Origin of the sequence: Agromyces sp. SYSU T00194, from assembly GCF_040496035.1 — a bacterium.
Lineage (GTDB): Bacteria > Actinomycetota > Actinomycetes > Actinomycetales > Microbacteriaceae > Agromyces > Agromyces chitinivorans.
This window is the reverse complement of the sequence record NZ_JBEPJZ010000001.1, coordinates 411273-424698: the sequence shown is the minus strand read 5'-3', so window position 1 is coordinate 424698 and position 13426 is coordinate 411273. Positions and strand designations below refer to the sequence as shown.

General features: G+C 72.8%; 9 protein-coding genes. 5 read left to right on the top strand and 4 right to left on the bottom strand.

Features of this window, described 5'->3' with window-relative positions; all coding sequences use genetic code 11:
• Window positions 1–9 precede the first annotated feature (9 nt).
• On the bottom strand, window positions 10–1998 hold the full coding sequence (locus ABZK10_RS02060) for a BCCT family transporter (RefSeq protein WP_353807516.1): 1989 nt from the start codon (window positions 1996–1998) through the stop codon (window positions 10–12).
• Between the two features lie 155 nt (window positions 1999–2153).
• On the opposite strand from ABZK10_RS02060, the gene ABZK10_RS02055 reads away from it, so the two are divergent.
• Together ABZK10_RS02055 and ABZK10_RS02050 are read left to right on the top strand one after the other, a co-directional pair.
• On the top strand, window positions 2154–3161 hold the full coding sequence (locus ABZK10_RS02055; protein ID WP_353807515.1) for an aldo/keto reductase: 1008 nt from the start codon (window positions 2154–2156) through the stop codon (window positions 3159–3161).
• A 146-nt stretch (window positions 3162–3307) separates the two neighbouring features.
• On the top strand, window positions 3308–3838 hold the full coding sequence (locus ABZK10_RS02050; RefSeq protein WP_353807514.1) for a gluconokinase: 531 nt from the start codon (window positions 3308–3310) through the stop codon (window positions 3836–3838).
• Window positions 3839–4081: 243 nt separating this feature from the next.
• Here the strand turns inward: ABZK10_RS02050 and ABZK10_RS02045 are convergent, their stop codons facing one another.
• Window positions 4082–6565 carry a phosphoketolase family protein gene (locus ABZK10_RS02045; RefSeq protein WP_353807513.1) on the bottom strand — a complete coding sequence of 828 codons (2484 nt, stop codon included), beginning with the start codon at window positions 6563–6565 and terminating at the stop codon, window positions 4082–4084.
• Between the two features lie 148 nt (window positions 6566–6713).
• On the opposite strand from ABZK10_RS02045, the gene ABZK10_RS02040 reads away from it, so the two are divergent.
• Entirely contained in the window at window positions 6714–7421 is a 708-nt protein-coding gene (locus tag ABZK10_RS02040) for a DUF1353 domain-containing protein (protein ID WP_353807512.1), read from the top strand.
• Between the two features lie 19 nt (window positions 7422–7440).
• Here the strand turns inward: ABZK10_RS02040 and ABZK10_RS02035 are convergent, their stop codons facing one another.
• Window positions 7441–8421 carry an aldo/keto reductase gene (locus tag ABZK10_RS02035; protein WP_353807511.1) on the bottom strand — a complete coding sequence of 327 codons (981 nt, stop codon included), beginning with the start codon at window positions 8419–8421 and terminating at the stop codon, window positions 7441–7443.
• 115 nt (window positions 8422–8536) lie between these two features.
• Between ABZK10_RS02035 and ABZK10_RS02030 the strand changes: the two genes are divergently transcribed.
• Entirely contained in the window at window positions 8537–9460 is a 924-nt protein-coding gene (locus ABZK10_RS02030) for an AEC family transporter (RefSeq protein ID WP_353807510.1), read from the top strand.
• 238 nt (window positions 9461–9698) lie between these two features.
• The gene (locus ABZK10_RS02025) at window positions 9699–12227 is read left to right on the top strand and encodes a DEAD/DEAH box helicase (RefSeq protein ID WP_353807509.1); all 2529 of its coding nucleotides are present in this window, start codon (window positions 9699–9701) and stop codon (window positions 12225–12227) included.
• Between the two features lie 27 nt (window positions 12228–12254).
• Here ABZK10_RS02025 and ABZK10_RS02020 read toward each other — a convergent pair whose 3' ends face one another.
• Window positions 12255–13289 (bottom strand): EamA family transporter, encoded by a 1035-nt coding sequence (locus ABZK10_RS02020; protein ID WP_353807508.1) that lies wholly within the window; start codon window positions 13287–13289, stop codon window positions 12255–12257.
• Window positions 13290–13426: the final 137 nt, after the last annotated feature.

The window sequence follows — 13426 nt, the reverse complement described above, 5'->3', positions numbered from 1 at the left end:
GAACGAGTGCTAGTCGCGCCCGTGCAGGGGGTCGCGTCCGTCGTCGTCGGTGGTGCGGTCGGGCACGTCCGCGACATCGCCGCGGGCGCGGGGGTCGTGCTCGACGACCTCGTCGACGTCGTCGGTCGGCACGCCGATGGAGTCGCGCTCCTCGGCCTCGAGCGCGCGCTTGCTGGCGTGGCGCACCGGCAGTTCGTCGTCGACGTGCGTGAGCACGGGCTTGAGCGGCGTGCCGACGGTCGGGATCTGCTCGGTCGGCAGGTCCGTGCGCAGCTTGAGCCTGCGCCCGATCTGGCGCATCCAGCGTGGACCCCTGCCGATCGCTCCCGCCTCCAACGGCTGCTCGACCTCGAGTCCGTAGTACTCGCCGATGTGGTCGACGAACTGTGCCCGGCGGGCCAGTTCGTACGCCCGGCGCTCGCGGCTGAACGCGATGATCGTCGACCAGCACATCATGAGCATCACGACGCTGAACGGCAGCGCGATGATGATCGCGGCGGTCTGCAGGGCCACCAGGCCGCCGGCGAGCAGCAGTGAGATCGCGAGCAGCGCCGTGATGAGCGTGAAGAACGTGCGCACCCACTTGCGCGGGTTGATCTGCCCGCCGGTGGCGATCATGCCCATGACGAGCGCGCCGGAGTCGGACGAGGTGATGAAGAAGATCGAGATCAGCAGGATCACGCCGACGGTGAGGAACGCCGTCCCGGGGAAGAAGTCGAGCAGGTGGAAGAGCGTCGCCTCGACGTCGACCGTGCCCTCGGGCCCGATCAACGCCCCCGGGTCGGTCAGCTCGATGTAGAGCGCCGAGCCGCCCAGCACGCTGAACCAGAGCATGCCGATGAGCGTGGGCACGAGGATGACGCCCGCGACGAACTCCCGCACGGTGCGACCGCGCGAGATGCGCGCGATGAAGATGCCGACGAAGGGCGCCCAGGAGATCCACCAGCCCCAGTAGAACGAGGTCCAGCTGGCCTGCCACGACTCGCCCGCCGCGCCCTGGAACGCGCTCACGTTGAAGGACAGCCCGACGAAGTTCTGGATGTACGCGCCGATCGACTGCACGAACTCGCGCAGCAGGAACTCGGTCTGCCCGAACGTGAGCATGTAGAGCACGAGCAGCCCGGCGAGCATCAGGTTGATGGACGACAGCCACTTCATGCCACGGGTCACGCCCGAGAGCACCGATGCCAGTACGAAGACCGTGATCACCAGGATGATCACGACCTGCGAGACCTCCGTCGGCTCGGCGAGGCCGATGAAGTCGAGGCCGGCGCTGATCTGCAGCACGCCGAGCCCGAGCGAGGTCGCCACGCCGAACAGCGTGCCCGCGAGCGCGACGACGTCGATCACGTTGCCCCACGCGCCGCGTACGCGCTTGCCGAGCAGCGGCTCGAGGGTCCAGCGAATCGAGATCGGGCGCTTGCGCCGGTGGATCGCGTAGGCGAGTCCGAGCCCGACCACCACGTAGATGGCCCAGGCGTGCACGCCCCAGTGCAGGTAGGTCTGGCTGAGCGCCTGCTGCGCGAGCTGCTCGGGCGTGCCGCTGACGCCCGGCCGCGGCGAGACGAAGTGGCTGAGCGGCTCGCTCGCGCCGTAGAACACGAGCCCGATGCCCATGCCCGCGGCGAAGAGGAGCGAGAACCACGCGCCCAGCGAGAACTCGGGCTTGTCGTCGTCGGCGCCGAGGCGGATGCTGCCGTACCGGCTGAAGCCGACGAACAGGGCGAACGCCACGAAGAACGCCGCGATGAGCACGTAGTACCAGTTGAACGCGTTCACGATCGACGTCTGCACGGCGCCGAACGCGGCCTCGGCGGCATCCGGCAGCAGCAGTGCGAAGCCGCTGAACAGGAGCACGACCACGGCGGCCGGCCAGAAGACCCAGCGTTCGATGGTCGTCTTCGGCAGGTGCGGCGACGGTGGTGATGTCGTCGAGGCGGCGGACTCCGGATCCTGCTCCGCGCCGCCCTCGGCCTTCGGTGTTCCGGTCGTCGTCATCGGGAGCCCCCTCAGTCGTCCCTCCCCACCCTAGCGAGGCGCTCCGCGGGTGTCAGGCGCCTGCATGCGGTGCCGGTCGCGCGTAGGCTCGCATGGCGGCCGCATCCGCACGGCCCGGCCGCAGGCACTGCAGCACCGACCCGGGAGGACCCGACATGCAGACCCGCACCCTCGGACGCACCGGACGCACCGTCTCCGCGATCGGCTTGGGCACCTGGCAGCTCGGGGCCGACTGGGGCGACGTCGACGAGGCCGACGCGCGGGCCGTGCTCGACGCGTCCGCCGAGGCGGGGGTGACCTTCTTCGACACGGCCGACGTCTACGGTGACGGCCGCAGCGAGTCGATCATCGGCGGCTGGCTGGCAGACCACCCCGACTCGGGCGTCACGGTCGCGACCAAGATGGGTCGGCGCATGCCCCAGGAGCCGGAGAACTACTCGCTCGTGAACTTCGGCGAGTGGACCGACCGCTCACGCCGCAACCTCGGCACCGACACGCTCGACCTGGTGCAGCTGCACTGCCCGCCCACGGCGGTCTTCGCCGACGACGAGGTCTTCGACGCGCTCGACACGCTGGTCGATCGGGGCGCCATCGCCGCCTACGGCGTCAGCGTCGAGACCGTCGCCCAGGCGCTCACGGCGATCGCGCGTCCGCGCGTGGCATCCGTGCAGATCATCGTGAACCCGTTCCGGCTGAAGCCGCTCGACGTCGTGCTGCCCGCCGCCGAGGCCGAGGGCGTGGGCATCATCGTGCGCGTGCCGCTCGCCAGCGGCCTGCTCTCGGGGAAGTACACGACCGACACCACGTTCGCCGAGAACGACCACCGCACCTACAACCGCGACGGGTCGGCGTTCGACGTGGGCGAGACCTTCGCCGGCGTCGACTTCGCCACCGGCGTGCGCGCCGCGCAGCAGTTCGCGCACTTCGCCCCGCAGTTCGTGACGGATGCCCCGGGCGGCGGCGTGCCCACGACCGCGCAGCTCGCGCTCGCCTGGGTCGCCGGCCAGCGGGGCGTGTCGACCGTCATCCCGGGCGCACGCACCCCCGAGCAGGCGCGCGCCAACGCCGCCGCCGGCTCGATCACGCTCGACGAGGGCCTCGACGACGCCGTACGCGAGCTCTACGACCGCGAGTTCCGCGCCGCCGTGCACGAGCGCTGGTAGGCGGCCCGTCCCGCCCACCCCGCCCGCCGAGAACATGCAGATCCGACCGACCCGCTCCGCACGCATGCAGTCGCGCGGCGTGTCGTGCGCCGTCGCATGTCCTCGTGACGCGTCGGTCGGGTGCCGCGGTGCGCGATGATGGGGGGATGCCCGACGACACGCCGCCCGCAGCGCCCCGCATCGTCGTGATGGGCGTCTCCGCGGTCGGGAAGTCGTCGGTCGGCGCGGCGCTCGCCGCGCGGCTCGGGGTGCCGTTCGCCGACGCCGACGACCTGCACCCGCGGGCGAACGTCGAGAAGATGGCCGCCGGTGTGCCGCTGACCGACGCCGACCGCGCGCCCTGGCTCGATCTCGTGGGCGATGCGCTCGCCGCATCCGATGACGGCCTCGTGATGGCCTGCTCGGCGCTCCGACGGACGTATCGCGATCGCATCCGCTCCCGTGCGCCGGAGACCGTGTTCGTGCACCTGCACGGCGACCCGGAGATGCTCGCGGCGCGTGCCGCAGCGCGCACCGGGCACTTCATGCCGCCGGCCCTGCTCGCCTCGCAGCTGGCCACGCTCGAGCCGCTCGCCGAGGACGAGCCCGGCGTGGCGGTCGACGTGGCACCCCCGGTCGAGCGTATCGCCGCGGACGCGGCGGCACGCCTGCGCGCCGCCGCCCTCGCCCCGCGCTGACGGGGCGCGATCCCCCCGAGGCATCCGCTCGCCCCGCGGTTGCTGGTCGCTTCTCAGGAAGCCGGCCCGGGCGGATGCCGGAATCCGGCGTTGCGGCCCGTCGCTCGCACGATTCCGGCGCTCGAGCCTGCGCCCGCGGCGGAATCCGGCATCCGACCGGGCCGGGGTCCTGAAAAGTGAACCCCGCGGGGCAGGTCGTCCGGGGCAGGTCGTCCGGGGCACGTCGTCCGGCGCGCCGAGCGCTCAGCGCCCGGAGAACTCCCAGTCGGTCACGAACGGCGGGTCCTCGCCGTGCTCGTACGCGTACGCGCGCGCCTCGACCCGCTGCGAGTGCCAGTCCTCGGCGAGACCGGCGACGCCGTCCTGCTCCGCCAGGCCGGGCACGCGCTCCAGCACGTCGAGCGCGAGGCGGTACCGGTCGAGGTCGTTCAGGTGCACCATGTCGAACGGCGTGGTCGTCGTGCCACGCTCCTTGAAGCCGCGCACGTGGATGTTGGCGTGGTTCGCGCGCCGGTAGGTGAGCTGGTGGATGAGCGCGGGGTAGCCGTGGAAGGCGAAGATCACCGGCCGGTCGGTCGTGAATATCCCGTCGAACTCGGCGTGCGACAGGCCGTGCGGATGCTCCCGGGCATCCTGCAGGCGCATGAGGTCGACGACGTTCACGAGTCGCACCCGCAGCCGCGGCATCCGCTCCCGCAGCAGCTGGGCCGCGGCGATCGCCTCGGTCGTCGGCACGTCTCCGGCGCACGCGATGACGGCGTCGGGCACGGACGCCCCGGGGTCGCCGGGCACGTACCCGATCTCGCTGCCCGCCCACTCCCAGACGCCGACGCCGGCGTCGACATGCGCCTGCGCCTCCGCCATCGAGAGCCACGCGCCCTGGGGCTGCTTGCCCGCGACGACGGCGTTGACCCGGTTCGTCGTGGCGAAGCAGTGCCGCATCGTGGCGAGCAGGGTGTTCGCATCGGGCGGCAGGTAGACCCGCACCACGTCGGCCTGCTTGTTCACGACCACGTTGAGGAACCCCGGGTCCTGGTGCGAGAAGCCGTTGTGGTCCTGGCGCCAGACATGGCTGGACAGCAGGTACGTGAGCGAGGCGATGTCCTCCCGCCAGGGCACCTCGTGCGCCGACTCGACCCACTTCGCGTGCTGGTTGAACATGGAGTCGACGATGTGGATGAACGCCTCGTACGACGTGAGCAGGCCGTGCCGGCCGGTCAGCAGGTACCCCTCGAGCATGCCCTGCATGAGGTGCTCGCTGAGCGCCTCGATGACCCGGCCCTCGCGCCCGAGGTGCTGGTCGGTGGGGTGCATGGCCTCCATCCACGCGCGCGGCGTGACGTCGAAGACCGCCTGCAGGCGGTTGGAGGCCACCTCGTCGGGCCCGAACAGCCGGAACGAGCTGGCGTTGCGGTGCATCGTCTCGGCCAGCCAGTGCGAGAAGACGGTGGTGGCGGATGCGCGGTTCGTACGCGCCCCGCCGGTGTCGACCGCGAACGGGGCGGTGTCGGGCAGGTCGAGCGCCTCGCCGACGCCGCCGTTCGCATGCGGAGACGCGCTCATGCGCATGCCGCCGACCGGCCGGAGCGGCGCGAGCCCGGCCGCCGGCCGCCCCTCGAGGTCGAAGAGCTCCTCGGGCCAGTACGAGCGCATCCACTCCTCGAGGAGGGCGCGATGCGCCTCGTCCTCGCGCACGCCCGCGAGCGGCACCTGGTGGGCGTGGAACGTGCCCTCGACCTGCACCCCGTCGACGACCTTCGGACCGGTCCAGCCCTTCGGCGTGCGCAGCACGATCATGGGCCAGCGCGGGCGCGCGTCGGGGGCGCTGGTGGCGTCCTCGCCCGCGGGCGAGGCGTCGTCGTGGGCCGCGTCGGCGCCGGCATCCGTCTCGCCCCCGTCGTCGCCGTTCGTGCCCCGTGCCTCGGCCCAGATGTCGTGGATGCGCCCGTACGCCTCGTCGAGCGCGGCCGCGAGCGCCTCGTGCACGCGCATCGGGTCCTCGCCGTCGAAGCCGCCGGTCACGAGCAGCGGCTCGTAGCCCTGCCCGCGGAAGAACTGCACGAGCTCGTCCTCGGGGATGCGCGCGAGCAGCGTCGGGTTGGCGATCTTGTAGCCGTTCAGGTGCAGGATCGGCAGCACCGCGCCGTCGGTGGCGGGGGAGAGGAAGGCGTGCGCGCGCCAGCTCGCGGCGAGCGGGCCGGTCTCGGCCTCGCCGTCGCCGACCACGCATGCGACCACGAGGCCGGGGTTGTCGAGGGCCGCGCCGTAGGCGTGCATGAGCGAGTAGCCGAGCTCGCCGCCCTCGTTGATCGAACCGGGGGTCTCGGGCGCGGCGTGCGAGGGGATGCCGCCGGGGAACGAGAACTGCCGCATCAGCTCGCCGAGGCCCTCGACGTCCTGCCCGACCTTCGGGAACAGCTCCGAGTACGTGCCGTCGAGCCAGGCGTTCGCGACCATCGCGGGCCCGCCGTGACCGGGGCCGCAGACGAAGAGGGTCGGGATGCCGCGCTCGACGATCACGCGGTTCAGGTGCGCGTACACGAGGTTCAGGCCGGGTGAGGTGCCCCAGTGCCCGAGCAGCCGGGGCTTGATGTCGGTCGGGGCGAGCGGATGCCGCAGCAGGGGGTTCCGCATCAGGTAGATCTGGCCCACCGTGAGGTAGTTGGCCGCACGCCACCAGAGGTCCACCGTCTCGAGCGTCGCAGCCGGAGCAGTCCGTCGGGCCATGGCCGTCTCCCCTCGCAGTGGTCGGCGGTGCGCGTCCCCCGAACGGGGAGGTCATCTCGACCCTATGGCCCGCGACCGTCGTTGCGACAGTGCCTGCGGCGTGGCGTGGGCGGGAACCGGCAGGATGGGAGCGACCGGAGGGATGCAGATGCCGTTCAGCGACGACGACGGCCGACCGCTCGAGCACCTCGTGCTCGCGCAGCGGCCCGCGGACGGGTACGTGTTCGACGTGCTCGAGCCCGTGCGCTACGACGACCCCGTCGACGGCGGCGCGTATCGCGCGCAGCCCGTCGCGACCGACCTCGCGTCGGTGCCGCCGTTCCTGTGGAGCTTCATCGCGAGCTACGGGCGGCAGTCCGCCCCCGCGATCGTGCACGACGCGCAGAGCCGGGCGGCCGACCGGCTCGGGAGCCGCGCGGCGACGCTCGCGCAGCGGCGCATCGACGATCGCGTGTTCCGCACGGCGCTCCGCGAGCAGGGCGTGCCGCTGCTGCGCGCCTGGCTCATGTGGAGCTGGGTCTCGGCCGACCGCACGATCCGGTACGCGCGCCCGCCCGTCGGCGTGCTGCTCGTGCTCCAGACGCTGGTCGGCGCCGGCCTCGTGATCGCCGCGACCGTGCTCGCGTTCGTGCAGCCGCTGTGGCTGCTGCTCGCGCTCGTGCCGGCGGTGCTCGCGCTGCCGTGGGGCGCCGAGCGCCGCCTCATGGTGTGGCTGCCGTACTCGGGCGCGGCGTTCGGGCCGCTCGTGCTCCTGCACCTGGTCGCCCTGCTGCCGTTCCGCCTCGTCGAGGCGGTGGTCGAACTGGTGTCGGGCGGTCGCCCCGCGTCGGTGGTGCGACCGACGATCCGGGGCTGACCGCCCGGCCCGCGTCGCGTCAGGCGCTCGCCGCGGCGACCTCCGCGTAGTCCGCCTCGGTGAGTGCGAGCGTGCTCGCCGGCAGCCAGCCGTCGATCTGCGCCTCGGAGCGCGCGCCGACGATCGCCGCGGTGACGCCCGCGAAGCCCAGCGTCCACGCCGCGGCGGCGGCGGGCTGCGGCACGCCGTGGCGCTCGGCCACGCGGCCGATCGCGTCGGCGATGCGGAGGTTGCGCTCGAGGTCGGTCGTGAACGCGGGCGCGCTGCGGCGCCAGTCGTCGTCGGGGAGCGCGGCGACGCGCGCCGCGTCGAACGCGCCGGTGAGCAGGCCGGAGCCCATCGGGCTGTAGACGATCACCCCGGTGCCGTGCGCGGCGCACCAGGGCAGCAGCTCGTCGGCGGTCGCGGGCGCGATCGCCGAGAACGGCGGCTGCAAGGTGTCGACGTGCCCGACGGCCTCCGCCGCCTCGAGCTGCGCCACGGAATGGTTCGACAGGCCGATGGCGCGCACCTTGCCCTCGTCGCGCAGCTCGACGAACGCGTTCCAGTAGTCCTCGATGGGGGTGCCGTCCTCGGCCGGCCAGTGCATCTGGTACAGGTCGATGCGCTCCACGCCGAGGCGCGTCAGCGACTCCTCGGCCTGGCGCTTGATCGTCGCGGGCGCCCCGACCCGCTGCGCGCGGCGGCGGCGATCGGCGAGGTCCCACGCCATGCCGCCCTTGGTGAAGACGTAGGGGCGCTCGTCCTCGGGCAGGTCGGCGAGGGCGCGTGCGACGACCTCCTCCGAGTGGCCGAGCCCGTACACCGACGCCGTGTCGATCCAGTTGACCCCGCGCGCGACCGCGTGCCGGATCGCCGCGACCGATGCGTCGTCGTCCTGCGGGCCCCAGCCGAACGCCCAGTCGCCGCCGCCGATCGCCCAGGCGCCGAACCCGACGCGCGTGACGTCCATGCCGGTGGTGCCGAGCGGCGTGGTGGGCAGCGTGGTCTGCATGGTCATCTGCGGTCTCCCTCGTCCGTGTGCGCCCACCACCGGCGACGCGCGCGTCGCGGGAGGTGGGAGGATCGGACTCGACCCTACGACGAACCCGCGCCCGGCGCAGGAGGAGGCCCGCGTGCTGGATGTCCTGACCGGGTTCGCGGTCATCGGCGTCGCGGTGTTCGTGGGCTGGGTCGCCGGGCGCAGCGGCGTGCTCGGTCCGCACGCGCGCTACGTGCTCAGCCGGCTCGCGTTCAGCGTGCTCGGCCCGTTCCTGCTGTTCAGCGTGCTCTCCGACGCCGACGTCGGCGAGCTGTTCTCGGTGCTCCTGCCGGTCTCCGCCATCGCGGCGGTGGCGATGTTCGTGGTGTTCGCGTCGGTCGCGCTGCTCGTCTGGCGGCGCCCCGTCGCGCAGACGGTCGTCGGCAGCCTCGGCTCCGGCTACGTCAACGGCAACAACATCGGCATCCCGATCTCGGTCTACATGCTGGGCGACGCGGCGTTCTCCGCGCCGGTCGTGCTGCTGCAGCTGCTGCTGTTCATGCCCGCGGCGCTCTCGGTGCTCGACGTGGTCGTCCGCGGCGGGGCATCGGTCTGGCGCACCGTGCTGCGCGCGCTCGCGAACCCCATCATCATCGGGTCGCTGCTCGGGGTGCTGGTCTCGGTCACGGGCGTGGAGCTGCCCGCGATCGTGACCGAGCCGATCGCGCTCGTCGGGCACGCGGCGGTGCCCATCATGCTCATCGCCTACGGCATCTCGCTGCACGGCCAGCGCCCGCTCGCGCCCGGCTCCGGTCGCCGCGACGTGCTGCTCGCCTCGACGCTGAAGCTGCTGGTGATGCCGGTCGTCGCCTGGGCGGTCGGCCGGTTCGCGTTCGGGCTCGACGGGCACACGCTCTACGCGGTGACGGTGCTGGCGGCGCTGCCGAGCGCGCAGAACGTGTTCACGATCGCGCAGCGCTACGACACGGCGGAGATCATCGCCCGCGACACGGTGCTCCTCACCACGGTGGGCGCCGTGCCGGTGCTGTTCGTCGTCTCGCTGCTGCTCGGCGTGTAGCCGGTTCCGGCCCCGGAGCGCACGGTTTCAGGGATTCCCCGGATGCCCCGGGCCTGCCGCGTTCCTACCGTATGAGTGGGTCGAGACACGGCGTATGCAGGGGGAACTGACTGTCGATCGAGACCTGGACGGCCGGTGCGCAACGACCCGAGCTCGGGGCGCACCGGCCACTCTCATGTCCGGGTGGCCCCGGCGGCCGTTTCCCGGGCGCACGCCCCGATGGGGCAGACTCGTGGGGATGACCGCCACGCTGCTCGACCGCATGCCGACGCCGTTCGACGCCGACGCGGCCTACGACGGGTTCGTCGACTGGGCCGCCGACCGCGGCCTCGAGCTCTACCCGGCGCAGGACGAGGCCGTCATCGAGATCGTCTCCGGCGCGAACGTCATCCTGTCCACGCCCACCGGCACGGGCAAGTCGCTCGTGGCCGTGGCCGCCCACGCGGCATCCGTCGCCCGAGGCGGGCGCAGCTACTACACCGCGCCGATCAAGGCGCTCGTGAGCGAGAAGTTCTTCCAGCTCGTCGACATCTTCGGCGCGGCGAACGTCGGCATGGTCACCGGCGACTCGTCGGTGAACCCCGACGCCCCGATCGTCTGCTGCACCGCGGAGATCCTCGCGAACCTCGCGCTGCGTCGCGGCCCCGAGGCCGACCTCGACCAGGTCGTCATGGACGAGTTCCACTTCTACGGCGACCCCGATCGCGGCTGGGCCTGGCAGGTGCCGCTCATCACCCTGACCGACGTGCAGTTCGTGCTCATGTCGGCGACGCTCGGCGACGTGACGGCGCTCGCCGACGACCTGACCCGCCGCACCGGGCGCGACACGGCCCGGGTCACCGGCGTCGAGCGGCCCGTGCCGCTGTCGTTCTCGTACGCGGTCACCCCCGCCCACGAGACGGTCGAGGAGCTGCTCGAGACGAAGCAGGCGCCGGTCTACATCGTGCACTTCTCGCAGGCGGCGGCCATGGAGCGGGCGCAGGCGCTGTCGTCGATCCGGGTCGTGACCCGCGAGCAGCGCGACGAGATCGCGCGCGAGATCGGCGAGTTCCGCTTCACCACGGGGTTCGGCAAGACGCTCTCGCGCCTCGTGCGCGCGGGCATCGGGGTGCACCACGCGGGCATGCTGCCGCGCTACCGGCGCCTCGTCGAGCAGCTCGCGCAGCGCGGGCTGCTGCGGGTCATCTGCGGCACCGACACGCTCGGGGTCGGCATCAACGTGCCGATCCGCACCGTGCTGCTCACGGCGCTCACCAAGTACGACGGGCAGCGGATGCGGCAGCTCACCGCCCGCGAGTTCCACCAGATCGCGGGGCGCGCGGGGCGCGCCGGCTACGACACGGCGGGCACCGTGGTCGCGCTCGCCCCCGAGCACGAGATCGAGAACGCGGTCGCCGTGCGCAAGGCGGGCGACGACGCGAAGAAGCTCCGCAAGGTCGTGCGCAAGAAGGCGCCGCAGGGGTTCGTGAACTGGACCGAGCGGTCGTTCGAGCGGCTCATCGACGCCGAGCCCGAGCCGCTCACCTCGCACCTGCAGCTCACCGCGGCGATGCTCATCAACGTGATCGCGCGTGGCGGCGACGTGTTCGCGAACGCCCGCGCGCTCGTGTTCGACAACCACGAGCCGCTCGCGCGCAAGCGCGAGCTCGCCCGCCGCGCCCTGGGCGTCTTCCGCACCCTCGTCGCCGCGGGCGTGGTCGAGGTCGACCGGGCCGATCCCGCGACGCCGGTCATCCGCCTCACCGTCGACCTGCAGCCGAACTTCGCGCTGAACCAGCCGCTGTCGCCGTTCGCGCTCGCTGCGATCGAGCTGCTCGACCCGGACGACACGTCCGGCGGGGCATCCGTCGGCACCGGCCACTACGCGCTCGACGTGGTGAGCGTGATCGAGTCGACGCTCGACGACCCGCGCCCGATCCTGTCGCAGCAGCAGTTCCGCGCCCGCGGCGAGGCGGTCGCCGCGATGAAGGCCGACGGCGTCGAGTACGACGACCGCATGGAGGCCCTCGAGCAGGTCACCTGGCCGAAGCCGCTCGACGAGCTGCTCGCCCAGGCCTACGAGACGTTCGCGTCGAGCCAGCCGTGGGTGCGCGACTTCGAGCTCAGCCCCAAGTCGGTCGTGCGCGACATGTTCGAGCGCAGCATGTCGTTCGGCGAGTACGTGTCGTTCTACCAGCTGCAGCGCAGCGAGGGCCTCGTGCTGCGGTACCTGAGCGACGCCTACCGTGCCGTGCGCCAGACGGTGCCCGAGGAGGCGAAGACCGAGGAGCTGCTCGACCTCATCGAGTGGCTCGGTGAGCTGGTGCGCCAGGTCGACTCGAGCCTGGTCGACGAGTGGGAGCGGCTCGCGCACCCGCTCGAGGACGGCCCGGAGCCTGCCGAGGTCGTGCCCCCGGCACCGCCCAGCGTGGTGTCGAACCGCCGCGCCTTCCTGGTGCTCGTGCGCAACGAGCTGTTCCGGCGCGTGCAGCTCGCCGCGCTCGAGCGCGACGAGGAGCTCGCCGAGCTCGATCCCGAGGTGGGCTGGCCCGAGGTGCTCGATGCGTACTACGCCGAGCACGACGCGATCGGCACCGATGGCGCGGCTCGCGCGCCGCGCCTGCTGTCGATCGACGAGGACGCGGATGCGGGCGTCTGGCGCGTCGAGCAGGTCATCGCAGACCCGGCCGGCGACCACGACTGGCGCATCCGCGGCGAGGTCGACCTCGCCGCGAGCGCCGAGCAGGGCGCCGCGGTCGTGCGGGTGTCCTGGGCCGGGCGGCTCTAGCGACCGGCACGCGACCGCGAGCGGATGCTACGCCGCGGCGAGCATCGCGGCCGCCGTGATCGCGAGCGCGAGCCCGACCCACTGCACCGGCGCGATGCGCTCGCGCAGCACGATCGCCGCCAGCAGGATCGTTCCGGCCGGGTACATCGCGGTCAGCACGCTCACGACCGTGAGGTCGCCGATGCGGAGCCCTACGAGCAGCAGCACGTTCGCGGCGACGTCGACGACCCCGCAGGCGAGGGCGAAGCGGATGCCACGGGCCATGCCGGGCGTGCGCAGCGTGAACGTCCGCGGTGCGGCACCCGCCGCGTCCCGCGGCCCGGCGTCGTCCTCGCGCGCCGCCGCGTGCACCGCGACGCCCGCCGCTCCGGCCGCGTGCGCCGCCTCCGCCGCGATCGGCTCGTCGTCGGACGCGCGTGCCCCCGCCGCATCCGCCGCCCGCCTCGACCACGCGCGGGAGCGGCTCCGGGCCACGAGCACGAGTACGGCCAGCGCGGTGGTCATCACGGCCACGCTGACGGAGCGGTTCAGCACCAGGGGCACGATGCCGCTGGCGTCGCTCGTGCCGTCGATGATGATCAGGAACGCCCCGATCGCCGTGCCGGCGCCGATCGCCATCGCGATGCCGCGCACGCTCGGTCGCACGGCACCCTGCTCGGGGACGAACCCGACCAGGACGACGGCGACGAGCGCGAGCCCCAGCGCCACGTAGCCGATCGACGCGAGGGCCTCGCCGGCCGCGAGTCCCCACGCCATCGGCACGATGGCCGAGACCACGGCGGTGAGCGGGGAGAGGATGCTCATCGGCCCGACGGCCAGGCAGGCGTACAGGAGGGTGAGGGCGATCGCGCCGGCGACGCCCGACAGGGCGCCGAGCAGCACGTCCTCGCGGTGCCACTCGCCGCCGACGAACGGGTACGCGACCAGGAGGGCGACGAGCCCGGAGGAGGCCGCGACCGCCGTGGCGAGCAGGGCGCTGACCCGTCGGGCGGCGAGCCCGCCGAGGAAGTCGGCCGCGCCGTACACGAGGGCGCCGGCGAGCCCGATCACGACCGTGAGCATCCGCTCAGCGTAGCGGCGACGCGCGGCGCTCATCTGAGCGCAGCGCACCGCTTCGCGTGCACATCTGCGCACCGGCGACGGACTCGTGCATGAAATCGTCGTGAATTGCGAGTTCTGTGCGTCGCCGGGGCCTTGGC